This is a genomic window from Gammaproteobacteria bacterium (genome assembly GCA_033344735.1).
GTDB lineage: Bacteria > Pseudomonadota > Gammaproteobacteria > UBA4575 > UBA4575 > UBA1858.
Genome location: JAWPMW010000001.1, coordinates 756,959 through 781,411 on the forward strand (window position 1 = coordinate 756,959; position 24,453 = coordinate 781,411).

At 34.7% G+C, this 24,453-nt stretch carries 29 protein-coding genes; 15 read left to right on the forward strand and 14 right to left on the reverse strand.

Annotated elements, in window-relative coordinates:
• Nucleotides 1–10: 10 nt before the first annotated feature.
• Together R8G33_03945 and lysM are read right to left on the reverse strand one after the other, a co-directional pair.
• Entirely contained in the window at nucleotides 11–562 is a 552-nt protein-coding gene (locus tag R8G33_03945) for a DUF937 domain-containing protein (protein ID MDW3094805.1), read from the reverse strand.
• Nucleotides 563–572: 10 nt separating this feature from the next.
• Nucleotides 573–1,055: a peptidoglycan-binding protein LysM gene (gene lysM, locus R8G33_03950; GenBank protein ID MDW3094806.1), complete on the reverse strand. Its 483-nt coding sequence runs from the start codon at nucleotides 1,053–1,055 to the stop codon at nucleotides 573–575.
• A 118-nt stretch (nucleotides 1,056–1,173) separates the two neighbouring features.
• On the opposite strand from lysM, the gene R8G33_03955 reads away from it, so the two are divergent.
• From R8G33_03955 to R8G33_03965, 3 genes are all read left to right on the forward strand, one after another.
• Nucleotides 1,174–2,166, forward strand: coding sequence for a lipid A deacylase LpxR family protein (locus R8G33_03955; GenBank protein MDW3094807.1), 993 nt, complete (start codon nucleotides 1,174–1,176; stop codon nucleotides 2,164–2,166).
• 134 nt (nucleotides 2,167–2,300) lie between these two features.
• Nucleotides 2,301–2,903, forward strand: a complete 603-nt coding sequence (locus R8G33_03960; GenBank protein MDW3094808.1) for a hypothetical protein — start codon at nucleotides 2,301–2,303, stop codon at nucleotides 2,901–2,903.
• A 389-nt stretch (nucleotides 2,904–3,292) separates the two neighbouring features.
• The gene (locus R8G33_03965) at nucleotides 3,293–4,426 is read left to right on the forward strand and encodes a fatty acid desaturase (GenBank protein ID MDW3094809.1); all 1,134 of its coding nucleotides are present in this window, start codon (nucleotides 3,293–3,295) and stop codon (nucleotides 4,424–4,426) included.
• Between the two features lie 50 nt (nucleotides 4,427–4,476).
• Here the strand turns inward: R8G33_03965 and R8G33_03970 are convergent, their stop codons facing one another.
• The 3 genes from R8G33_03970 to R8G33_03980 form a co-directional block, all read right to left on the reverse strand.
• Nucleotides 4,477–4,878 (reverse strand): YchJ family metal-binding protein, encoded by a 402-nt coding sequence (locus tag R8G33_03970; GenBank protein ID MDW3094810.1) that lies wholly within the window; start codon nucleotides 4,876–4,878, stop codon nucleotides 4,477–4,479.
• A 276-nt stretch (nucleotides 4,879–5,154) separates the two neighbouring features.
• Nucleotides 5,155–5,355, reverse strand: a complete 201-nt coding sequence (locus tag R8G33_03975; protein MDW3094811.1) for a hypothetical protein — start codon at nucleotides 5,353–5,355, stop codon at nucleotides 5,155–5,157.
• Nucleotides 5,352–5,489, reverse strand: a complete 138-nt coding sequence (locus R8G33_03980; GenBank protein ID MDW3094812.1) for a hypothetical protein — start codon at nucleotides 5,487–5,489, stop codon at nucleotides 5,352–5,354. Before R8G33_03980 ends, R8G33_03975 begins: the two co-directional genes overlap by 4 nt.
• A gap of 398 nt (nucleotides 5,490–5,887) precedes the next feature.
• Between R8G33_03980 and R8G33_03985 the strand changes: the two genes are divergently transcribed.
• On the forward strand, nucleotides 5,888–6,079 hold the full coding sequence (locus R8G33_03985; protein MDW3094813.1) for a hypothetical protein: 192 nt from the start codon (nucleotides 5,888–5,890) through the stop codon (nucleotides 6,077–6,079).
• A 27-nt stretch (nucleotides 6,080–6,106) separates the two neighbouring features.
• Here the strand turns inward: R8G33_03985 and R8G33_03990 are convergent, their stop codons facing one another.
• Nucleotides 6,107–6,694: a DUF2238 domain-containing protein gene (locus tag R8G33_03990; GenBank protein MDW3094814.1), complete on the reverse strand. Its 588-nt coding sequence runs from the start codon at nucleotides 6,692–6,694 to the stop codon at nucleotides 6,107–6,109.
• A 19-nt stretch (nucleotides 6,695–6,713) separates the two neighbouring features.
• Nucleotides 6,714–7,103: a hypothetical protein gene (locus R8G33_03995; protein ID MDW3094815.1), complete on the reverse strand. Its 390-nt coding sequence runs from the start codon at nucleotides 7,101–7,103 to the stop codon at nucleotides 6,714–6,716.
• Between the two features lie 155 nt (nucleotides 7,104–7,258).
• On the opposite strand from R8G33_03995, the gene R8G33_04000 reads away from it, so the two are divergent.
• The 4 genes from R8G33_04000 (at nucleotide 7,259) to R8G33_04015 (ending at nucleotide 9,953) form a co-directional block, all read left to right on the forward strand.
• Nucleotides 7,259–7,699, forward strand: a complete 441-nt coding sequence (locus R8G33_04000) for a hypothetical protein (GenBank protein ID MDW3094816.1) — start codon at nucleotides 7,259–7,261, stop codon at nucleotides 7,697–7,699.
• Between the two features lie 118 nt (nucleotides 7,700–7,817).
• The gene (locus R8G33_04005; protein ID MDW3094817.1) at nucleotides 7,818–8,252 is read left to right on the forward strand and encodes a cytochrome c; all 435 of its coding nucleotides are present in this window, start codon (nucleotides 7,818–7,820) and stop codon (nucleotides 8,250–8,252) included.
• Nucleotides 8,252–8,692 carry a globin domain-containing protein gene (locus R8G33_04010; protein MDW3094818.1) on the forward strand — a complete coding sequence of 147 codons (441 nt, stop codon included), beginning with the start codon at nucleotides 8,252–8,254 and terminating at the stop codon, nucleotides 8,690–8,692. Before R8G33_04005 ends, R8G33_04010 begins: the two co-directional genes overlap by 1 nt.
• A gap of 52 nt (nucleotides 8,693–8,744) precedes the next feature.
• Nucleotides 8,745–9,953, forward strand: coding sequence for an amino acid permease (locus R8G33_04015; protein ID MDW3094819.1), 1,209 nt, complete (start codon nucleotides 8,745–8,747; stop codon nucleotides 9,951–9,953).
• A gap of 110 nt (nucleotides 9,954–10,063) precedes the next feature.
• On the opposite strand, the gene katG is transcribed toward R8G33_04015, so the two are convergent.
• The gene (gene katG, locus R8G33_04020; protein ID MDW3094820.1) at nucleotides 10,064–12,238 is read right to left on the reverse strand and encodes a catalase/peroxidase HPI; all 2,175 of its coding nucleotides are present in this window, start codon (nucleotides 12,236–12,238) and stop codon (nucleotides 10,064–10,066) included.
• Between the two features lie 281 nt (nucleotides 12,239–12,519).
• On the opposite strand from katG, the gene R8G33_04025 reads away from it, so the two are divergent.
• Nucleotides 12,520–13,017 carry an SPOR domain-containing protein gene (locus R8G33_04025; GenBank protein MDW3094821.1) on the forward strand — a complete coding sequence of 166 codons (498 nt, stop codon included), beginning with the start codon at nucleotides 12,520–12,522 and terminating at the stop codon, nucleotides 13,015–13,017.
• Between the two features lie 50 nt (nucleotides 13,018–13,067).
• Here R8G33_04025 and R8G33_04030 read toward each other — a convergent pair whose 3' ends face one another.
• Entirely contained in the window at nucleotides 13,068–13,310 is a 243-nt protein-coding gene (locus R8G33_04030) for a TIGR02647 family protein (GenBank protein ID MDW3094822.1), read from the reverse strand.
• A gap of 269 nt (nucleotides 13,311–13,579) precedes the next feature.
• Here R8G33_04030 and R8G33_04035 point away from each other — a divergent pair, with 269 nt between their 5' ends.
• From R8G33_04035 to R8G33_04050, 4 genes are all read left to right on the forward strand, one after another.
• Entirely contained in the window at nucleotides 13,580–13,834 is a 255-nt protein-coding gene (locus R8G33_04035) for a hypothetical protein (protein ID MDW3094823.1), read from the forward strand.
• 32 nt (nucleotides 13,835–13,866) lie between these two features.
• Entirely contained in the window at nucleotides 13,867–14,532 is a 666-nt protein-coding gene (locus R8G33_04040; GenBank protein MDW3094824.1) for a methyltransferase domain-containing protein, read from the forward strand.
• 211 nt (nucleotides 14,533–14,743) lie between these two features.
• Entirely contained in the window at nucleotides 14,744–15,133 is a 390-nt protein-coding gene (locus tag R8G33_04045; GenBank protein ID MDW3094825.1) for an HIT family protein, read from the forward strand.
• A gap of 186 nt (nucleotides 15,134–15,319) precedes the next feature.
• Nucleotides 15,320–15,877 (forward strand): group 1 truncated hemoglobin, encoded by a 558-nt coding sequence (locus R8G33_04050; protein ID MDW3094826.1) that lies wholly within the window; start codon nucleotides 15,320–15,322, stop codon nucleotides 15,875–15,877.
• Between the two features lie 283 nt (nucleotides 15,878–16,160).
• Here R8G33_04050 and R8G33_04055 read toward each other — a convergent pair whose 3' ends face one another.
• Entirely contained in the window at nucleotides 16,161–16,709 is a 549-nt protein-coding gene (locus R8G33_04055) for a DUF2059 domain-containing protein (protein MDW3094827.1), read from the reverse strand.
• Nucleotides 16,710–17,075: 366 nt separating this feature from the next.
• Here R8G33_04055 and rapA point away from each other — a divergent pair, with 366 nt between their 5' ends.
• Together rapA and R8G33_04065 are read left to right on the forward strand one after the other, a co-directional pair.
• Nucleotides 17,076–19,889, forward strand: coding sequence for an RNA polymerase-associated protein RapA (gene rapA, locus R8G33_04060; GenBank protein MDW3094828.1), 2,814 nt, complete (start codon nucleotides 17,076–17,078; stop codon nucleotides 19,887–19,889).
• A gap of 229 nt (nucleotides 19,890–20,118) precedes the next feature.
• Nucleotides 20,119–20,724, forward strand: coding sequence for a hypothetical protein (locus R8G33_04065; GenBank protein MDW3094829.1), 606 nt, complete (start codon nucleotides 20,119–20,121; stop codon nucleotides 20,722–20,724).
• 128 nt (nucleotides 20,725–20,852) lie between these two features.
• Here R8G33_04065 and urtE read toward each other — a convergent pair whose 3' ends face one another.
• The 4 genes from urtE to urtB are packed head-to-tail and all read right to left on the reverse strand — an operon-like array spanning nucleotide 20,853 to nucleotide 24,402.
• A complete protein-coding gene (gene urtE, locus R8G33_04070) occupies nucleotides 20,853–21,542 on the reverse strand; it encodes an urea ABC transporter ATP-binding subunit UrtE (GenBank protein ID MDW3094830.1) in 690 nt (229 codons plus the stop codon).
• 31 nt (nucleotides 21,543–21,573) lie between these two features.
• The gene (urtD, locus tag R8G33_04075; GenBank protein ID MDW3094831.1) at nucleotides 21,574–22,326 is read right to left on the reverse strand and encodes an urea ABC transporter ATP-binding protein UrtD; all 753 of its coding nucleotides are present in this window, start codon (nucleotides 22,324–22,326) and stop codon (nucleotides 21,574–21,576) included.
• A 13-nt stretch (nucleotides 22,327–22,339) separates the two neighbouring features.
• A complete protein-coding gene (gene urtC / locus R8G33_04080; GenBank protein MDW3094832.1) occupies nucleotides 22,340–23,464 on the reverse strand; it encodes an urea ABC transporter permease subunit UrtC in 1,125 nt (374 codons plus the stop codon).
• 11 nt (nucleotides 23,465–23,475) lie between these two features.
• A complete protein-coding gene (urtB, locus tag R8G33_04085; protein MDW3094833.1) occupies nucleotides 23,476–24,402 on the reverse strand; it encodes an urea ABC transporter permease subunit UrtB in 927 nt (308 codons plus the stop codon).
• Nucleotides 24,403–24,453: the final 51 nt, after the last annotated feature.

Genomic DNA, 24,453 nt, shown 5'->3' on the forward strand with positions numbered 1-24,453 from the left:
CTTTAAAATATTATTTTAGAAATTTACTCATCAAGTCATCGACCACACTACCATCACCATCCTGATCTAGAAATGACGTCAACATACTTTCCAGTCCAGATGATTGCCTAGATTGTCCGCCACTCAGTAATGCACCCAGTACACCGCCAGACCCGGATTGTTTGCTCATGCCCCCCATTACCATTGTTGCTACGATGGGTAACATTTTTTTTAATATACTTGAATCTATACCAGTATTTTGAGCAGCATGACCCGCAACTCGACGACTGACATCTTTACTGCCGAGTAAATGACCAAGAATTGCATTACCCTCTGAAGCAGTTGATGCATTACCCAACTGAGATGGATTATCTAAGTATTGGCTATGGCTACCAGAATTAAGCGCTGAGATTAATGAATCTAATCCCCCTTGTTGCACATTTTTTTTAACTCCACCAGCAAGTGCAGGGATTAATTGCGCCAGCGCAGAATTTGCTTGATTCTTATCAAGGCCAAATTGATTAGCTAGCTGTTCTACTCCACCACCATTTTGAGATTCTAAAATCGTTTTTAACAAGTCCATTATTTAATCCTTATAAGGGGATTCGAATTTTTTGCCCAGGATAAATTTTATCTGGGTCTTCTATCACTTCTCTATTCGCTTCGAATATCTTAGGATAATCCATCGCGTTGCCATAATAATGTTTAGCAATTTTACTCAAAGAATCACCTGAAACAATTGTATAGTACTCTACCTTGAGACCATCATCAGGTAAAAGCTGATTATCTCCAGCTGAACTCATCGGTGTTACTTGACCATTCTGAACAACCTTTAAGCCTTTAGTATAAACATCTATAACACCTTTAACATTTCCAGCCATAAGTACAGCTTTTTGAAAAGCTTCTCCAGAATCACAATCTCCACATAAACCAACTATGCCATTCTCAAAAGTAACTTCTAAGTTACTGACGCCAGGGTTGTTACCTTCTATGTAAGTTTTAATTTCTTCTGCAGCTTCTTCATCTTTATTAAAAATTTTTCTACCTATATCTTTAACAAATCCAAATAAACTCATAATTTTCTCCCAACATGAAATGTTCTTATTATTTGGTATTACCCCTATAACAATATGATTATAAAATCTTATTATTATGCTTTTATTATATAGCTCCAATTTGGTATATGCTATATGTATGGCTAGAGTGATCGTGTTTATATTTATACTATCTTTCCCGGGACAAGCGATACTGGCGCAAGATTGCAAAAGTCATGAAGCAGCCTTAATTATTGAAAATGATAGCACCCTAACTCTGGGTGGCGGGACAGATCGTTACTATTCAAATGGCTTTGAAGCTTTTTTTAAATGTCATACCAGCCCAGACAACAAAAAGTCCCAATCAAATTTAGCTTTTCGCTCTTTGAATTGGTTTGGAAACAAATCAGATTTTATAAGAACCTCTAAAGGACTCAGACTTGGACAAAAAATATACACGAGCTCCGATCTAACACTTGCACCCAATGAAATTGACACTAGCAGAGATAGACCTTACGCAGGATGGACCTATGCAAGCTTCTTTCATGAAGCAGAAACATTGCATGATAGATACTTAAAACATGAATTTAGCATAGGTTGTGTAGGACCTTGTTCACAAGCAGAAAACATGCAAACTGAATGGCATGAATTTTTTGGTTTTGTACGTCCAGAAGGTTGGGACTTACAAATAAAAAATCAAGTTGCCATACAATACTTCCTGGAATATAAAACTAATCGCTATGAAGTATTTCCACATATCTCTTTACATCCAAGATACAAAGTATCATTAGGCACCGTCTTTAATGATTTATCTTTTGGTGGGGAGTTTATTATTGGCGATAAAAGTAATGAACAATTAAATAAACCAGATCATAAGTATAAAAAATGGGGATGGCAGTTCTTCTTGCACAACGATATCAAACTCGTTGCTTTTAATGGCACATTAGAAGGTTCAATGTTCAATAATAATAGTCCACATACAGTAAACCCATCAAGGGTAATACTTGAGAATGGATTAGGTGTTAGATTGAATCTCAACAATCAATATTCATTTGAGTATCGTTTCATAGGAAGAAGCACAGAAAATGAAGAACAAGACTGGAAGTTTTGGGACCATAAATATGGCAGTTTTGAATTTGGATTCGGGTTTTAGAAAATCTCCATAATAGATAAAAATAGATAAAAGAATCCAGTACAGTGCAATATTTTCAATATCATTAATTTAAGAATAAAATGCTCATGCATAAATGTACTAACTATGAACAGACAGAAGAAATCTAAATACTAATGACAGCAAAGAATATCACTATTGCAAACCCACAAGGTAAAGCATCACTAGCTGTATTTAGTGATTTACAGTCTTTTGCACCAGTCAATGTACATAAAAAAGATATACCAAGATGGCTGGCAGATTTTTTTACTTCGCTATTAGTATTAAGTGCTAAATTCAGTTTTAAGCCAATTACTAATAGAGAATACTACTTGTACCTTGATGGTAGCCATTGGAAATTAAGTTTGATTGAACCAGATGCTTGGAAAAATTGCCCTTATATATATTTTGCATCATGTTGTCTTCATGAAGACAAAAGCTGGAGCATTTCTCCACTAGACCAATGGGAAAAAAATGATCTGTTACTCAATAGAATCAATGAAATTAAGCAAGAGTTTTACAATACATTAAACAGTGACGAGTCTGTTCACAGCTTACTTCCCTACTATGAATCAACTTTAAATTACTACCAGCGACTTGCAGCCAATGGATTAGCAAAATCATTAAAACAATCATTAGATTTGCAATTAGGTCTCAAAATAAGTGAAACAACTTGCGGAAAACAGCTAATTAATCAGACTAAGTTTAATAAACAGTCGTTATTGTATTCAACAAATTAGACCTTTAAAGATCAATTAATTTTCATCACTATAAATTTCAAGCCTTACTGGGTGGAGCTTATCTTTACCATGGCGCACCAAATGTTCATTCAGAAAAAACTGCACTATCTGTCTATATAAAGTATTATTCGCATATGTACAGAATTATGCGAATAGCTTCAAATACCTGTACATTATTTGTAATTCAAATAATATCTTTATATTATAATTAGTTATATTGTTATATATGGGTATTCTTATCCCAATATTCATTTATTTTTCTGCATAATTACAATAATTATATATTTGTATATAACTTATACATGTACATAATTTGTATATAACACTGAAAGGTCCTAGTATTTGTTCCAGTTACATTATCTTGTACATCAACAAAGGAGTTGTAGATCATGAAGAAATTATTAGTTAACACAAGATATTTCATCGCCCCGCTACTAATACTATCAGCGATTTTTGGAGTATTAGCAGGTGGACCTTGGGTCTGGGCAGGTGTGGCACTACTAGGAGTTGGAATAATTGTAGACACATTGACACGAAAACAAACACCTGGAGCAGGTTTTGACGACTTAGGAGATACATATGCTATACCTGGATTACAAAATGGCGTTATGTATGGAATGTTAGGTGCATTTGCCATGTTACAAATTGTACTCGCGTGGCGTGTATGGGAATACGTTAACAACGTACCAATCGGTGAATCAATGTTGCTTGGTTTGTCTATACAAAGCGGTATTACAGGAACTCAATTGATAGGCGCATGCTTATCAAGCGGAATTTTTGCCGGTATTGGAATCATCTATGGGCATGAGCTCGCTCATACGAAAGGTTTCAGTTTCGTGATTGCACGCTGGATGATGGCATTAAGTGGTAAAGCACATTTCTGCTACGCACATGTGTACAACCACCACCTTGAATTAGGTCATAAAGATGATCCTGCAACTGCACCTAGAGGTAGAAGCATCTATGCGCACTTACCTCTATCTGGCCTAGGACAGAGTAAATTTCTATTCAATATGGAAAAGCAACGTTTAGATAGATTAGATAAATCGTTTTTGAGCTGGGAAAATCGTTGGATACGCGGATACATGATGAGTTTACCAACAGTATTACTATTTTGGTTTGCTGGTGGGTGGATCGGTATCGCAGCATTAAGTGCACTTTGGTTAATCGCCAACTTTGAGCTAGAGGCGTTAAATTATCTAGAGCACTATGGATTAATTCGTGAGAAAGGTCAACCAATCGATTATCGACATAGCTGGGATAATAATACGGCATTCACAAGTTGGTTCTTTATCGAAATTGGTAGACAAGCCGACCACCATGACAGAGGTGAAACTCATTTCTGGGAATTGGATGACGTAGGCGCACCAAATTGTGGCCGCGGTTATTTCTCATTATTTGCTCTCACTCTAATACCATCTATATGGCATAAATATATGGGTGAGCAATTAGATAAATGGGACAAAGAAATGGCTAACGAAGGTGAACTTCAAATTGCAGAAGAATTAAAAGCTGCAGCATAAAAACTCCTCCACCTTGCACTTTTAACAGTGCAATTACAGTACTCCCCCGGCTATGCTGGGGGACTTTTTTTATTTACTGCGCTGACATAAAACCATCGACCATTTAAGCGTTGAAAATAAGACCTTTCATGTAAATAATTTTCAGAATTTTCTTTACTCACATAGTAAGCTTTAAACTCTACTATACCCTCATCACCCTGCTGACTATAATCAATAATATCTAATCTAAGCCACGTATTAGATTTTTCAGAGAGTGCTGCTACGGATAATCCTTCAATCATTTTTGGGTGCCATGTACTTAACAAATACTCACCCAAACCTCCCAAAGCATAAGCACTATATCTCGATCGCATTAATTGTTTTGGTGTTTTTGCATACTTTTCACCGGAATGCAGTAGTCCGCAACAGCAATCAAGTAGCTTAGTGCTACCGCATGGGCACAAGTTATCCATATTTATTTACATTAAATACATATCACGCTTAATCTATATTTTAGAAAAATTAATATATTACTCTACAAGACAATACTTAGAATAGTGAAAATAAAATTTTTTATTATATTAATGTAAGATTTTTATTCGATAGTACTTTAGATAGAATTAAAAACTCAGAAGTAGATGCACATAAAATCGCGATTGAATAAGATGATATTCGAGCACGCTAATAAGAAATTTTCTTGTTACTCAGGTAGCAATTATATTGGATCTCCTAAATATGATTAGACTTTGTTATTCATCGTTATGTTTAAAATATTCGGCAAATTGAGCATCTGAAATAAATTCAGATGTAACGATAATTTTACTGCGCCTATCTACATTCTTACGGCGATCACATAAGACTTTTTCACCATCATCATTTTTAAGAGGAAATTCAACGAATTCTCTCTCAAGTCTTCTCTCCTTATGGCGTCTATCCGCTTTGTAAGTCATAAGCCTGGACTATCTAACGCATCCATGAGCTCTTCAAATTCAAGCTCTGTTAATTGCTCTTTATTTTCTTCGTCTAAAGCAAGATTTAAATCATCAAGCATATCATTAATTGCACTATCATTCGGGTCCATCACGACATCACCTCACATCATTTAGCTATTAATATGTGCAGTTTTATTTATTTTTTAAAAATAAAAATGTGAAGATGGCTACAAAATAACTTGTTAGGTAACTTGACAAGGCAAATATGGATTAACTTTGTGAAGACAATCTAATAATTTTTATAATTTCTAATATGTTTTATTATCTAATAATACTGTCATAATTTTGTAATAATAATCAGTGATATATAAAATATCAGCATAAGAAATTAATGATTTACTAACAATGTATGTGCGCTAAGTCATAATTCACACAAAGTTCAACTGTGCTCAAATAAATTTAAAAGCGATTTCACATTTTCATGAGTTAATTTTGATAGTTTGTTGTAATTGAAGCTGGAGCTAAAAACTATTTATTTATGAGGATAGCAATGAATGTCGATAAAGTACTTTACCATTTGAAAGAAGCAGATAAAGAATTGAATCAAATCACTAATGCAAGTATGTCTAGCGACACTTACAGTCATCAATCATATTTAATAGCTATGTCCGATGTATATGATTTCGTATTATCAATTAAAGAATCCAACGATAACAATAGCGCTATTAGAGATGATTATTAATTAAATTCAAGAAAATAAAATCTTCTATCAATTCTTATTAAAAGCAAATCTAAAAGAAACACCTACAATTCCTCCAATAATATTATTTAGCATATCTTTCTGCGTATCCCATTGATCTTTATCACCTGCACCAATAAACAATACTCCATCGCCTTCACCTAATAATATTGCTCCCGCAAACTCGTATAATTCATGAGCTGCAGAAATTCCAAGTACAGCAACAAAGGTACTTATAATGCAAAATGTCTGGCTAAATTTATAATCTGATTTAGTAAACCAATGCAAAATTATTAGCGAAGAAATCAATCCGAAATAACTATGTACCCAATAATCATATTCAATGCCTAAAGGATAAGTCTCATAGAGTTGAAACATTCCACAACAATGCAAGAAAAGAAAAATAGAAAACAAAAAATAGTGAATCCAATGCAAATAAATATGTGATCTAAAATAATATGTAGCAAACAGTAAAATCAGACACATTAAGATGTCGTATTTATAATGACTTTCAAGACCCAAAGCCAGTGCCTCCATTATAGAAAATACAATAAGAAAGATTATCAATACATATTTATACTTTCTATTTACGTCATTACTTTCAATCTTGCCAGTCATGGTCATTTAGCATTAATTCTTACTCGGTTATCAATATATATATTCCCCATATTATAAGAAATAACCACATGGCTGAATATAACCAGAGGTTTTTAATTACATTAACGATCTCTTGCTGTTTAATCCACGCAACAAGATCGCCAGCATAGTTAGCCAAACCCGTTAGCATCAATAAAGCAATAAACAGGCAAACTGCTAGTATCTCTACTATTGAAATCCCAGCATTAACAATAAAGTACAGAACAAGTACTGACAGTATAAAACCAATAACTGTCATTACTATCGGTACAGTATAAATTTTACTTATAAAATTCAACCAAATTTGCGGATTAAGTATTAATATTATCACCTTAACCACTGCCAAAATTATCAAAATAGAAGCTAGTATTTCTATAACACTTAAGTTCATATAATCACCTCACATTTAACACTGATACTTTAACAATTACTTTTATATAAACAATTGATACAAATCAAATACCGATTCAACAGAGCATGTGAAAATGTAATAAGAGAAGTCAAATACTAATACTGTAAATAAAGTTGAATTTATATAGGTCAATTATGAATATTATAAATCCTGCGATTAAATTTCTGGTTACTATTACGTTAGCAGTTACATTTAATTCTTCGATTGCAGAAGAAGATAACAATGAAATGATGGCGACAATTGAAGCTGGAAACAAATCCTTTTATCGCTTTTGCTCTATTTGTCATGCGCCAAATGGAGAGGGAAATGGCATGTTCAGCGATCACTTAGTTACAAATCCACCAGACTTAACTAGATTAAGTAAAAACAATAACAATAATTTTCCCTGGATCGACTTATACAAAATTATTAATGGAAATGATATTAACCCTGAGCATGGCACACCTGAAATGCCTATTTGGGGAAATCAATTTGATCTGAATCAATGGGATCATGCTGAGTCTGAATTCTCAGATGTTATTGTTCGCGGACGAATCTTTGAGATATTAGTTTATCTACAGTCCATTCAAAAATAATACATATGCCGCACTTATAAATCATAGACAAATTAAGTATGTTTCTAATGATCTAAATCAATGTCTCCACATTCTAATTGAGTAAAATTAGTAGTAGATAACAACATAGGTATCTATTATGAATTTAACCACCATACGCAAAATACTTTTATCTACATTTATTCTATCCTATAGCGGTACTCAATATTGTTTAGCAGAAGAACCTTATGATACAGAAGAACAAGGTAAAGCTGAATTCATTGACAACTGTTCATTATGTCATGGCAACAATGCTAAAGGTGATGGCGTATTTGCAAAGTTACTCACAATAGATACTCCTGATTTGACTCGTTTAAAAAAAGACAATGGCGGTGTTTTTCCATTTAAAGAAGTATTTTTCATGATTGACGGTAGAGAGGAAGTTGCAATACATGGACCTAGATATATGCCAATCTGGGGTGACCGATTCCAATCATCAACTTGGTCCTCGGTATCAGATGAGCACGCAGATACCTTAGTACGGGGAACTATTTTTGAATTGTTATTATATCTAGATTCAATCCAAGAAAATTAATGCTAAGCGCAAACATAATACATCTGGAAGCATTAAAGAGAAGTTACTCATTACTCAAAGAGAATGATGAAAAAATCGGCAAGGCAACATATGAAAATATGTTTAAAAGGCATCCTGAATTAAAAAAAATGTTCAGAAACACGTCAACAATTCAAGGCAAAAAATTAATTGATGCAATTTTATTTTATTGCATAGAAGCGGATAATTTTGAATTATTCTATGAGAGATTGGATGCCATTGCACATGTTCACATACATATAGGCATAAAGAACGAATATTATCCGTATATGAAGGATGCATTTATAAATGCGATACGCAGTGTATTAAAAACAGAAGCAACTGACGAAATCATTAATGCCTGGAGTTATGGTTTTAATAGTCTAAGTAACGAATTAATCCATATTGAAAACTTAATTAGAAAACATATGAATACACATTAACAACTTATAGGCTTGATATAAATAATATTCATTTATATTTGAAATATTAAATGTGACGAACATATCCTTAGCAAGGAAGATATCACTTCCATTATTAACTTTCTACGGTGTAGGCACCATTTTAGGTGCCGGCATATACTTGCTTATTGGTGAGGTTTCTTTAAGAGCAGGAGCCCACGCCCCTATCGCCTTTATTGTATCGTCATGTATCGCAGCAATTACCGCATATTCATTCGCACGATTATCATCCATGTATCCTAAGAGTGCTGGTGAGGTTGCTTATACACAAGCAGCTTTTAACTCTCAAATCATTTCTATACTGGTAGGTTTATCTGTAGTTTTAATAGGCACAGTTTCAGCATCAACCATGGTAAAGGGATTTGCTGGGTACTTTACCGCACTTTCTCCTACTCCAGAAATTTTAATCATATCGACTTTAGTGGTATTTATAACTGTATTCTCGATATGGGGTATTAGTCAATCTATGTACCTTGCTGCTATTATTACTGTTATCGAAATATTGGGTTTGGTGTTTGTAATATATGCAATAGCTGACATGGATTCAATTGATCAAATCAGTCTACCAACAAGCAAATCAATATTTGAAAATAGTCATATGATTATTTATGCTGGATTTATTTCTTTTTACGCTTATATAGGTTTTGAAGACATAGTAAATATGGCTGAAGAAACCAAAAATCCAACAAGGCTAGTTCCTCTAGCAATTTTACTATCATTGATTATTTCTACATTATTATACGTAATATTATCTATATTCTGCACCAGCTTTATACCATTATCAGTATTTGAGCATAGTAAAGCACCACTTGTATCAATCATTGAGTACAAAGGCTATAACACAACTATAATGGGTTTAATTAGCATTATCGCGATAATTAATGGTGCTTTAGTACAACAACTAATGGCATCGCGAGTATTATATGGAATGGCAAAACAAAATTTGTTTTTCCAAGCCTTTCAAGAGGTCAATATAAAAACCCGCACTCCAATAACCGCAACAATAACTATTGCAAGCATCATCTTCTTTTTATCTATAAGCTTCGACCTAATTACATTAGCTGAGCTTACTAGCATGTTAACGCTAATCGTATTTATTATTATACAGATTGCTTTAATTCTATTATCCAAAATGAATCAAAGCAGCAGAAAGCTGGATTTTGTTTTACCTCCTATTGGAATAACTTTAAACATAGCTTTAATTTACTTTGGATATATAAACCCTTACATGAATGATGGTTAGCTTGCAATCCACTAATCATTGTCATCATTATTTCGAGTGGAAAAATTAAATATCATATTATAAAAAGCGATGCCTCAATGTTTATGAGACATCGCTTCTGTTATCAGTAACTAAACAATGTCAAAACGATCTAAATCCATTACTCTGCTCCATGCTGTTACAAAGTCTTCTACAAATTGTTTTTGAGAATCTTCACATCCATAGTATTCTGCAATTGCACGAAGCTGTGAATTCGAACCAAAGATCAAATCAAAACGTGTACCTGTCCACTTAATTTCTCCTGTTACACGATCCCGGCCTTCAAATACATCTGCGTCCTTTGAAGTTGGAACCCATGATGTGTTCATATCAAGTAAATTCACAAAAAAATCATTACTAAGTGTTTCTTCTTGATTGGTGAAAACACCATGTTTAGTTTGATCGTAGTTAGTATTTAAAACTCGCATACCTGCAACTAACACAGACATTTCAGGTGCGCTCAATGTCATTAACTGAGCACGATCCACTAACATATCTTCAGCCGGTACCACACACTTAGATTTTTGATAGTTACGAAAACCATCGACTATTGGCTCAAGCACATCAAATGAGTCAACATCAGTCTGTTCTTGAGTTGCATCACCACGACCAGGAGTAAATGGAACGGTAATATCTATACCAGCGTTACTAGCGGCTCGTTCAACACCAACACAACCACCTAAAACAACTAAGTCCGCAAATGAAATATTTTTGCCAGCACTATTAAAATCCTGTTGAATCCCTTCAAGTGTTTGTAGCACTGATTCAAGCCTTTCTGGTTGATTCACTTCCCAATCTTTTTGTGGAGCTAGTCGGATACGTCCACCATTTGCACCACCGCGCATATCTGAGCCACGGAAAGTTGAAGCTGAAGCCCATGCTGTAGATACTAATTGACTCACAGATAAGTCAGAAGCTGCAATTTTGGCTTTAATATCTGTAACATCATTCTCATTAACCATCTCACCTACAGGAATTGGATCTTGCCAAATTAATTCTTCCTGTGGAACGTCAGAGCCTAGGTAACGCGAACGTGGCCCCATATCTCGGTGAGTTAATTTAAACCATGCACGAGCAAAAGCATCAGCAAATTCATCGGGATTTTTATGAAAGCGTCGTGAAATTACTTCATAAGCAGGATCCACCCTCATTGCCATATCTGCAGTTGTCATAATTGGCTGATGTGTTTTTGAAGGATCTGATGCATCTGGTACATTAGCTCCGGCACCATCTTTAGGTACCCACTGATTTGCACCTGCAGGGCTCTTAGTTAATTCCCATTCATATCCGAATAAAGTATCAAAGTAGCTATTGTCCCAGGTCGTTGGTGATGGTGTCCATGCTCCTTCAAGACCGCTTGTAATTGCATCTCCCGCCTTGCCGCTTTTATGATTACTTATCCAGCCAAGACCTTGGGCTTCGATTGGTGCAGCTTCCGGCTCTGGCCCCACTAGTGAAGCATCGCCAGCACCATGACATTTACCAAAAGTATGTCCGCCAGCGGTTAACGCAACTGTCTCTTCATCATTCATGGCCATACGTGCAAAAGTCTCACGAACATCAACTGCTGAAGCCAATGGGTCAGGATTACCATTAGGACCCTCTGGATTTACATAGATCAATCCCATTTGCACTGCGGCTAAAGGATTGTCTAGATCACGCTCACCTGTATAACGCTTATCACCAAGCCATTCATCCTCTTTACCCCAATATATATCTTCTTCTGGTTGCCAAGTATCTTCACGACCACCGGCAAAACCATATGTTTTAAAACCCATTGACTCTAATGCCATGTTACCAGCCAATATCATTAAATCTGCCCATGAGATTTGCTTGCCATATTTTTGTTTGATAGGCCAAAGTAGTCTTCGTGCTTTGTCTAAGTTACCATTGTCCGGCCAACTGTTCACTGGGGCAAATCTTTGATTTCCATTCCCAGCTCCACCACGACCATCACCAGTACGATAAGTACCAGCACCGTGCCATGCCATACGAATAAAAAACGGACCATAGTGCCCATAATCTGCAGGCCACCACTCTTGAGAATCTGTCATTAAATCTGTTAGATCTTTCTTAAGCGCATTTAAATCAAGCTTGCTGAATTCTTCAGCATAATTATAGCCACTACCAGCTGGATTCGATCTAGCTGAATGCTGGTGCAAAACATTCACATTTAGCTGATTTGGCCACCAATCTCGGTTGGATGTACCGGCATTAGCTGTATTACTCTCTGTATGCATTACTGGGCATTTACTCACGTCATTCATAATATTGTTTCCTATGGTTATTAGTACCTGGAGGTATTTTGACCATAATTTATCAATTCATCAATTTCATTTTTTAGATAATATTGATTCATTTTATGAATGATAAAGTCTGCAGTGGATTGCTTGAGTCAAATTATCATTAGAGAATTACCAAGAAAAGAATTTAAAACGTATTAAAGTGAAGTCAACTTAATAAGAGGTATAAGATTTCCGACAAACATTACTGACTTGATGCCTTAAAATAGACAAAGTTAATCATCAAAAATGAGTAAAATATATCTATGTTAAGGATACTATTCTTATTTGCTGCAATAATTATTTTGCCATCTATTTCTATGGCACAAAAATCAGAAATATTTGCTGTACAGATTGGCACATATGAAAAATTTGCTGCCGACAATAAGCGAAAAGTTCGTAATTTTGATAATGTCCATGTCTTTACTTTCAAAAACAAATCACGCGTTACTGTTGGTGAGTTTACAAGAAGAGAAAATGCAACTGAACTACTAAAAAAACTTAAAAGTATCGGCTTTAGCGATGCTTTTATACGCAGGACAGGTTATGTCGATCTAGATAATGCACGAAGCACAATTGAAAAATTCAATATCCTTATCTCAGAAATGGATGCCAAAGCATTTTATTTAGATGGAGATATGTATATATTCCAAGGAACAGGTTACATTAAGATTCATCACTTAAACCCAAAACAAGTATCTAACTCAAGACAGACTCTTAACTTAAATCCAAATAATAATTTTCTATTATTAGGCACTTATTAGTAACCAGAACAGCCCAAGCTCTCCAAAGAACATTCAAATATAATTTATATTTATAATACTGATGGATTCAGTGACATAAAAAGTGATTGGGCGTGTTCCGCTGCTGTTATTCCAGAACTAGTCAAGTACCCACCATCCACTTGTGAAGTAAATCCTTTGTCAAATAAACTGCTTGCAGCTGCTTTTGTTGCAGAACTTGCTGTTTTATGAATTTTTATTCCTACCCTAGAAGTAGAAAGATCGAATGCAAGAAGCAGATTTAATTCGGCAATATTTTCTGATGAAAAAGACATTAGTTCAGCTCCATTATCATTATTGTTATGTTAATTTGTTTCTTACCTTGGTATTTATGCACGCATTTTAAGTAAATTTACAATCTTATCAGCCATTTTAGCGTATCATTAAAATCCAAGCTAAAAATAGCTGTCTAGTATATGAGTTAAACTGTATAATGTTGGCGAACGCATGCACTATAGCGTCTCCTGGAAAGTCATTATTCCTGTCAATCTGCTTGTTTATATGGTGGAGCGAAAAATTCAACCCCACTACTACTACAAACACTATGACTGATATCACAACTAGCGCTTCACAATTTTACACAATCGAATCTATTGAGCCTATAGATCCACCATCAGGCGCAGAAGGTGATGATTGGTACAAGTATGTAATTGTACAGGGGACTAATCGTATCAGCGGTTATAGACAAGGCGACTTAGAATCAGTTCGAAATGCTACTGAGGAAAACATTGAATTGTTAAACGAGCGCCAATTTGGTAAACGTGCACGTCTTCAGCAAGCCTCCTCTTCAAATAAATAAATTTCGAGCCTTTTCTTTAATTAACAATTTCAATGTCACCAGTTAGGATACGTTACCAAACGATCGAATTTGATAGTACTGACATTCACCTCAGGACATTACGCGACAATCAACAATATTCCGACGAAAATGATATTGCCAAGAAACTAGGGATTTCTTCAGCAACATGGCCACTTTTTGGTGTAGTCTGGCCATCAAGCATTGTTTTAGCCAATTTCATGTTAAGTTATAATTATTCTGGAAAACGAATATTAGAAGTTGGCTGTGGTATAGGTTTAGTCAGCTTACTCTTAAATCACAATCACGCTGATATAAGCGCAACAGATATTCACCCTGAAGCAGAAGAGTTCCTAATTAAAAATGCCAATTTAAATAATGGCAAAGTGATCCCATTCAAACGGGCAAATTGGAATGACATTGATACAAAATTAGGCCAATTCGATTTAATTGTAGGCAGCGATTTGTTATATGAAAGAGAAAACGTAAACTTGTTAGCAGAGTTCATTAATCATCACACAAAAGCTGATGCTCACGTGATAATTGTAGACCCTGGCCGAGGCAATCATGCAACCTTCAGCAAGAAAATGGTAGCACTAGGTTATTCACATACTCAAAATCAGCCTGCAGATACAAGTTACCTAGAAAAGCAATTCAAAGGACAGATACTTGAGTACGCATGTCATGAGGTAGTGGCTTAAACTGCTACTCATTATTTTTAAGCTTGAACGCAACGTAATAGTTCATCGTCATAATCTCCATCAATAACTTCATAAGCAGATTTTCAACGCCTTTCCTCTCTTAAATTTATTATATCTTTAGCACGCTGAAGCAATTTGGCAAGTCATTGATTAATAATGAGATCAGGTATTATGATGCATATTTAGAATAATAATTCAGGTACTAATAAAAATGGATCAATGTATTTTCTGTGGTAAACAAACAATAGTTCATGAAACAGAGTTAACTTATGTTACATACGATAGTTATCCAGCCTCACCTGGGCATATACTGATTATTACTAAACGACATGTACCAAATTATTTTGATTGCAGCCCTGCAGAAGTCGTGGATCTTTGGCAGTCTGTGGCGGTAGCGAAGCAACTTGTTGAAAAGGATTACTCTCCAGATTCTTACAATGTAGGAATTAATGTGGGCGCAGTTGCAGGACAATCTGTACCACATATCCATATTCATTTAATTCCAAGATATACGGGCGATGTTGAGGATCCTAGAGGTGGTGTCCGCAGCGTCATCCCGCATAAACGAAAATACACTAGACGCCAAGATGTAAATAATTAAATAGCATGCATATGTATAAAACACACCCAAATACAATAAACTCCTTAAGAATTACTAACTAGTCGACTTTTTGCACATTCGTGCTATAGCCATTATGGGCTGTGTGCTATATTTAAATGCAGGGGCAACATGAGTAAATCTCTCCCAAAGCATAAAAATTACATTATTTTCGGAGGATAATTTTCAATGAAAACAAATACATACATAACAATTCTAATTGCAACAGCAGTTATTTTCACAGCATCACTAGCAATATCTTCTGAGATGTCTTTATATGAAAGGATTGGCGGTGAAAAAAAAGCAAGGGCCATTGTTAGTGACATCTGGGACAACCATAGTAAAAATCCAATCGTTAAGGACCGCTTTGCAAAGAGCAACCCAGACTATGTTAAACAACGCGTATTTGAAATTTTCGCAGCAGCCACTGGCGCAACAGACGTTACTTACGGTGGATTAGATATGAAAACGGCGCATACTGGCATGAATATCAGCGAGATGGAGTTCAATGCAGTGGTTGATGATGTGTTAGCGGCCTGTGAATCTAATGGTGTTGCACAACAAGAAATGAATGAAGTGCTCGCAATATTGTGGTCAGTCCGAAAAGACATTGTCAATTCACATATCATCACAGACACATTAGTAAGCTCGGACAGTTCTAGTAAAAGTCATCATCACAAAAAACAAACAACTAGCAATAACAATAAACACGACGCACATTACTGTCTTAAAAGTCACGAATGCTAGAAATCAATATTTTACCTAACTTTCAGGGTCAAAATTTAAATCTGGCCCTGAATAAACTTAAAAGTAATTACACTAGTAAATAATAAATTTTACTTTGAATGAAGAACTAGAAATACGTCACTTTTGCCAGCTTTTACTTAATTCTAGACAATTTTATCTCAAGCAGCTTATCTAGCGCTCAAGCATAATCCCGGTATTTAATGATATTAATTATTAAATATCATGCATCAATATGCGACTGGCATTAAATAAAATATTAAATTCAATAATTTTTTTACTTTATTTATCGTACTTTAGAATCTATCTCTTTTTTAACTATGACAATATTATCTTTGATTTGCGCTTCAACAAAACTAACAATATTCGAATCATATTTTTCTGCAGTTCTTTTTGAGGCTTCCTGACCAACACTACGATTAAATTCTATTGTTTTCTTACCAATAGGTGACTCATAAAACTTAAGCAATTCCTTCACTTCTGCTGGAGAGTAGGTTTCTTTATAAAGTGGCAGATAGATTTCTGTTATTACCTTCTCGTATGGCATCGTTTTTTTGATATGTCCTTCATAATTTTTAACCATAGATGCAAATCTAGCTTTTAATAGTTCTCCCGCTTGTTTCTTTTGACTATCACTAAATGTAGATCCATCAATACTTTGATCAGCCGCCCGAAGGAAACCCGCCTGCATTTGATTAATTATTTGTGAATTAAGTCCAATATAATTATTCACTATCCCTGTTATTTCAAATAATCTTTTTAGATCATCGTTGTAAGAACCAGCGTGGGCAAAAGAAGAAAGCAAGAGTAACATCAAAATACTGAATATTTTCATATAGATAGAATCCTAATAGGTTTTAAAATCAAATAGCTTTAACTAGATGAAAGCATTGTAATACATCCTAGCTAAATCATGCGATTATTTCTTAGCCAAGATATATTTCAACCATATTAAAATTACCCTTAATCCAATCAATCTATAACAAATTTAAAGAATTTACTTAGCGAGCAATCGACTATTTTGTTTAAAAAATAAACTTGGACAGAACTTTTATAAACCATTTATATTCACACCAAATTCAAATACATCTAAAATTGCTGCTAGCAAATAATTAATGACTAAAGAAATTCTCTAAGTGGTATTATCACTGCGCTTAAAACTCTATTACACATACCAAATCACAACAATATAAAATATTAAATGGAATTTATTACAGGACAACGTTGGATTAGTCACTCAGAAACACAATTAGGCCTTGGTATCGTCACAGAGATTGCCAGCCGACGAGTTAAAATTTTATATCCTGCAGTAGACGAGAGTCGTATTTATGCAATTGATAGCGCTCCATTAAGTAGAATTCGCTACGATATTGGCGATAGAGTGATCGATGAAAATGAGCACTCTATTCAGATTACAAAAATATCAGATGATAATGGTTTAATTACATATTGTGGAAAAACAATCGAAGGTGAATACAAAGAAATACACGAGTTAGATTTAAATTGTTTTGTCCAGTTTACAACACCGCAGCAACGTCTTTTTAGCGGCCAATTAGATAAGAATAAAAATTTTGTATTACGTATAGAAACATTACAGCACCTTCATAGACTACAACAGTCACCAGTAAAAGGTTTATTAGGGTCACGCACTGATTTATTAACTCATCAAATTTCAATTGCGAGTAATGTTGCAAATCGTCATGCCCCACGCGTATTGCTAGCAGATGAAGTTGGTTTAGGTAAAACAATTGAAGCAGGTATGATTTTGCATCACCAGTTGCATACTGGCAAAGCTACACGTGCATTAATATTAGTTCCAGACAGTTTGATTCACCAGTGGCTTGTCGAAATGCTGCGTCGCTTTAATATCAGTTTTTCAATATTTGACCAGGAAAGAATTGAAGCTTTACTTGAAGAAGAACATGGTAATCCTTTTGACTCTGAACAAAAAATTCTTTGTCCATTAAGTCTAGTCTGCAATGAATCTCAGACACAACAACACCTATTATCAACGACGTGGGATATAGTTATTGTAGATGAGGCACATCACTTAAGTTGGAATGAACAACAAGCTAGCCCAGAATATCAATGTGTTGAAAAATTAGCTCGACAATGTGAGAGTTTATTATTATTAACCGCAACACCTGAACAAGCAGGCCTAGATAGTCATTTTGCACGTTTACGCTTATTAGATCCGGCAAGATTTCAAGATTTTGATACATTTCAAAAAGAACAAGCAGGACACACCGAACTTAATATATTGATTCAACATATTATTGAAAATCAACAGCTGAATTCTGAGCAACAAAAAAAACTAGAAAAATATCTAGGTGAATCATGCAGCAATGTTGCTTCCGAGAATATTGCTATGCTTCTAGATCGCCATGGTACAGGACGCATATTATTTAGAAATTCACGTGCAGCGGTACAAGGCTTTCCTAGTAGAGTTGCAAATCCCTACCCCTTAGAACTAACTGATGATACCAATATAATTAAAAGCTTAATCTATCCTGAAACAAATTTTGATGATGAGAGTTGGTTGGAGAAAGACCCACGTGTCTCTTGGCTTGTGGAAAAATTAAAAACTTTAAGACCAAATAAAGTATTAGTTATTTGCCACTATGCAAAAACAGCAATTCAACTTGACAATTACTTAAATCTTAAAATGGGCATTAGAAGCACATCTTTCTATGAAGATTTAAGCATTGTAGAACGAGACCGTGCTGCTGCTTATTTTGCAGAAGGCTCAAACCCTGATGAGTTAGATAGTGGAGATGGTGCTCAAGTATTGATTTGCTCGGAAATTGGAAGTGAAGGACGAAATTTCCAATTCTCTCATCATTTAATCTTGTTTGATTTACCACTAAATCCAGATTTATTAGAACAACGCATTGGTCGGCTAGACAGAATTGGCCAAAAGCAAGATATACAAATACATATCCCTTATTTGTTAAATACTGCGCAAGAAATTTTATTCAGATGGATTAATGAAGGCATTCAACTATTCACTCAAAGCTGTTCTGCTAGTTATGAAATTTATCAAAATTTTTCTTCACGATTAAATATATTACTTAAATCTGCAGATAATTTTGATTCAAATTTTCTTAATACATTAATAGATGACACTATTTTATTCACTTTTGAAACAATGCAAAACCTAAATGAAGGTAGAGATAGACTGTTAGAGTTAAATTCATGTAATAAGCCTGCAGCACAGAAATTAATTGAGCAAATTAAAAATGAAGACCAATATGAATTGTTAAGTGATTATATGGAAAAAGTATTTGATCAATTCGGCGTCGACACAGAATTTCATTCTGAAAATAGTTACATATTACGTCCAAGTGATCACATGCATGGAAATTTCCCAGGACTAAATGAAGAAGGTAACACAATCACTTTTAGCCGTGAAAAAGCACTACTTCGAGAAGATATGGAGTTTTTAAGTTGGGAGCATCCAATGATCACAGAAAGCATGGAAATGATACATAACAGTGAATTTGGCAACACTGCACTCGCTGTTATTAAACTGGAAAGCTTACCCAAAGGCACACTATTTGTTGAAACTTGGTACGCTGTTAATATTATAGCTAATAAAAGTCTACAACTAGAACGATACTTGCCTATGCACCCTACTCGCTTTCTGGTTAATAATAGCAAGAAAGACTATAGCCTGATGTTACCATTTGAAAAATTAAATCCTTTATGTAACTCACTTCCCAAGAAAACAGCTTTGGCTATAGCAGAAAAAACCCGAGCAATTACGCAAGAAATCATATCAACTTCTCAATTGTTAGCTGACAAAAAAATTGTGCCTATAAAGGCTAAAGCAAAGCAGACAATGATAAATGATTTATCAACTGAGCTAGATCGTCTTCAGTCATTACAAAAAATCAACGCCAATATAAGAAACGAAGAAATTGAATATTTAAAAGATAAAATTAAATTATCTGAAGACAATATCGATAGAGCACAATTCCAATTACAGGGAATCCGTTTAATCATAAATAATTAATAGCATATGGTCCGGTTAAACGATTTTAACCAATTAAATCTTTGATATTTTTGAAAACATTTATCAAATGCTTAAATTATTTTAATAAAATACTTTATAAATAACTTATAACATATTGAATAATATACTAATTAAATATATTTCCCATACATAAGTAAGTTTTATTAGCATTATCATGTAATTACATTAGAATATGCTAATATTTTTATTTAATGACCAGGGAAAAAAAATGAAGCAATCAAAGATATCACTATTAAGCATTATCGGAATTATAACAATTTGCACTACACCTATTTTTAGTAATGCATCAGCAGAAGATGAAAGCAAGCAAGTAGAAGCAACCAAATACACTACTGATTGCAACCTACCTGAAGCATTCATGAATGCAGAAAATATGGCAGAGACAGTAGCTGACCCAGCTAAATTCATGCAACTTATCACTTTAATGAGTGCACCCCAATCAGCGCAAATGATGATGAATTGCTCTACTGATTCTGAACAATGGGGCAAATGGACTAAAAATTTAGGTGACCCAACATTCAAAATGAACGCAGCAGCTATTTTTATGAATCCTCAAGTGTATATGAATTGGATGACAGCAATGATGAATCCACAAACATTCATGACATCAATGAATACTTTCATGAATCCAGCTTTATACATGCAGTGGATGACAGCAATGTCTAATCCTGCCTATTATCAACCTATGTACAAAATGATGGACCCGGCTTGGCAGCAACAAAGCACTGCATGGATGATGGATCCAGCAAGCTACCAGCAAATGTTTAATTCATTCATGCCTGGACAAGTAGTAGCTGACGTAAAAGTAAACTAAGCTCTTACTCACTCTTGCAGGAAGCAAAAGTAATGTATCTGACTCCCTGGATCTAGAGTAGTAGATACATTGCAGATAATAAAAAAGCCCTAATCTTTCGTTTAGGGCTTTTTTTATATGTGTATAATTTAAACAGAAAGATAACTGCTGATTTTCTCAGCGTCTACTTCGTCCCTTTTATTCTCAAAAATAATCTCACCACTTTCTATAACTAAAATTCGATCAGCTACAGCCAATGCAAAATGTAATACCTGTTCAGAAACAATAATAGTGATATCACGCATTTCTCTAATTTCATTTAGAATATTGGCAATATCTTTTATGATTGAAGGTTGAATGCCTTCAGTGGGTTCATCCAACAATAATACCTTTGGATCTGTCACTAATGCACGAGCAATTGCAAGTTGTTGTTGCTGACCTCCAGATAGGTTCCCTCCCTTCCTATGCCTCATGTCATGTAGTACTGGAAACAAAGAGTAAATTTCATCAGGTATTTTTTTGGTTTTAGAGTTTTCTAAACCAGTTTCTATATTTTCTTTAACTGATAAAGTAGGAAATATCATCCTCCCCTGCGGGACATAAGCAATCCCTTTAGATACTCTCTCATAACATTCCATATTCGATACATTAGTATCATCAACTGAAATATTCCCACGATTAACCGGAAGAACACCTATTAAAGATTTAAATAAGGTAGTTTTACCCATTCCATTTCTACCCATTATGGCAATAGTTTGATTATCTTCAGCTGTAAATGATAAATCATTAATGACATTACTCTGGCCATATGAGACTTGAATATTTTCTACATTTAACATATTTTCATCCTTTGGTATCGATAGCCATGAATTAATGACCTAAGTAAACTTCTATAACTTCTTCATTTGCTTTAACTTCATTCATTGGCCCTTCAGCTAATAACCTACCTTGATGTAACACAGTAACTTTACTTGCAATTTTTTCAACAAAATCCATATCGTGTTCAATTACAATAACACTACGGCCCTTACATATTCTTTTAAGTAATTCTGCAGTTTGATCACGCTCCCTAACACTCATGCCTGCAACAGGTTCATCAAGCATCAATAATTCGGGATCTTGTATTAATAACATACCTATCTCTAGCCACTGCTTTTGCCCATGACTTAATAAAGATGCTTCCATACTCAAGGAATCCTCTAAGAAAATTTCTTTAGCGATACGATTAATCTCCTTATCAACTTTTTCTGTTGTTTTGAAAAATAGCGCACCTATTACATTTCTAGATTGAGGATAAGAGACTTCTAAATTCTCATACACAGTCAAATTTTCATAAATTGATGGAGTTTGAAATTTCCTCCCCACTCCAGAATGAACAATCTCATGCTCAGACATCCTTGTTAATTCATGATTTTTAAACTTAATATAGCCACTGCTTGCAGAAGTTTTGCCACAGATCAGATCTAATAGAGTTGTTTTTCCTGCACCATTTGGACCAATAATTACTCTTAACTCATTCTGGTCGATATACATAGTCACATTATCAACAGCTTTAAATCCATCAAAAGAGACAGTCAAGTCCTCTATACTTAGTACATAGTCAGTATTATTTCCTTCAGCCATGAGACATTCCTTTTTATGTGCTCTGCTCAGTAACTGCTGATGCAGAATCGACTCTATTCATCTTTAATTTATATTTCTCTACTAATGAGTTATATATTCCAGCCAACCCATTTGGAAACGCCATCACCACACCGATAAATAATGCACCCATCAAGAATAACCAGAGTTCTGGAAAACTTTCAGAGAATAATGTTTTTCCGTAGTTGACTAATAATGTGCCATAGATCGCACCTATCAAGCTCATACGCCCACCTACAGCCGCAAAAATAACCATTTCGATTGATGGAACAATACCTACAAATGAGGGAGACATAAAACCTACTTGCAAAGTGAACATAGCGCCGCCAATCGCTGAAAATGCTGCAGCTACACAGAATATGAATATTTTAAAATTAGCAACGTCATAACCTGAAAACCTCACTCTATCTTCTTTATCTTTAAGAGCGAGTAACAACTTTCCAACTTTTCCATTAAGAATGTAACGACCTATTAATACACATACTGCTAATAAGAATAGATTGATGTAGTAGAGTATATATTTTGCAGAATCGTCTCTTATATCCCAACCATGCAATGTACGTAAATCTGTAATGCCATTGACGCCACCAATTAATCCTTGTTGGCCAATAATTAAAATAGTCAAAATGGCAGCGATGGCTTGAGTAATTATGGCAAAATATACACCACTAACACGTCGCTTAAACATTGCAGCACCAATAATATAAGCAAAGACAGTAGGTACTACCAGCACTGCAACTAGAGCAAATGTAAAGCTGTCAAAAGGCACCCAGAACCACGGAAGTTCTGTTAATTGATTCCAATCCATAAAATCAGGAATACCAGGAGTAGATTGAATAGCAGTTGTTTCAGGGTCAGATGCTTCTAGCTTAAGAAACATTGCCATACAGTAACCACCAAGACCAAAAAATATTCCTTGACCTAAACTTAAAATACCACCATAGCCCCAACACAACACTAAACTCATTGCAACGAACGCATATGTGAGATATTTTCCTACAAGGTTAAGTCTAAATATATCCAATACTAAGGGAAGTAATACACCTAGGAAAATTAAAATAACTATCAATCCAATAATGTCAGTTTTATTTCCCAACATCCTATTTAATGCGACACTCATAGAAACACTCCTTATTTTCTAACTTTGATTGAGAACAAACCTTCAGGTTTAATCATCAATATTATGATTACAGTTAATAGCGTTAATACTTTTGCCATTGAGCCAGAAAGGAAAAATTCCATAATGGATTGAGCTTGTGCAATTGAAAATGCTGAAGCAATTGTCCCCAATAAACTCGCTGCACCGCCAAATACAACAACTAAAAATGTGTCAACAATATATAATGAACCACTAGTTGGTCCTGTTGATGCAATTGTCGTAAACACAGCACCAGCAATTCCTGCAATTCCACAACCAAATGCAAATGTATATCGGTCAACTTTTTTTGTATTTATACCAGCAGCGCCACTCATAACTCGATTTTGTGTTGTTGCTCTGATTCGCAAACCTGCGCGAGACTTATTAAGCATATAAAATACTGCTACAGTTAAAATAAATGTTACAGAAACTACTAGCATACCGTTAATTGGAATTTCAATAATATCTGTCAATTGATAGGAACCTAATAACCAGTCAGGTAACGTTGGACTTACTTCTCTTGCCCCAAATGCAGATCTAAATATCTGCTGCATAATTAAACTCAAACCCCAAGTTGCTAGTAATGTATCTAATGGCCTTTTATACAAATGTCGTACCATACCTAACTCAACCAAATATCCGACAATAAAAGCGATAAAGAAGGCAACAATAATGGCTAGAAAAAAATAATAATTCATGAATCCAGGAATATATTTTTCAGTAACCACAGAAAGTAGATAAGTTGTATATGCACCTATAGTAAGAAACTCACCATGTGCCATATTAATTACTTGCATTTGTCCAAATATAATTGCAAGCCCTAATGCCATTAATAAAAATACGCAAAACAGACTCAATCCGGAAAACCCTTGCATTGCGAATATTGACCCCAACTCAGACGCTGAGTAATCAGAAAACATCAGGAAACTCCTTGTAAATTATTATTCGTAATCATTATCGAGTAACAATAA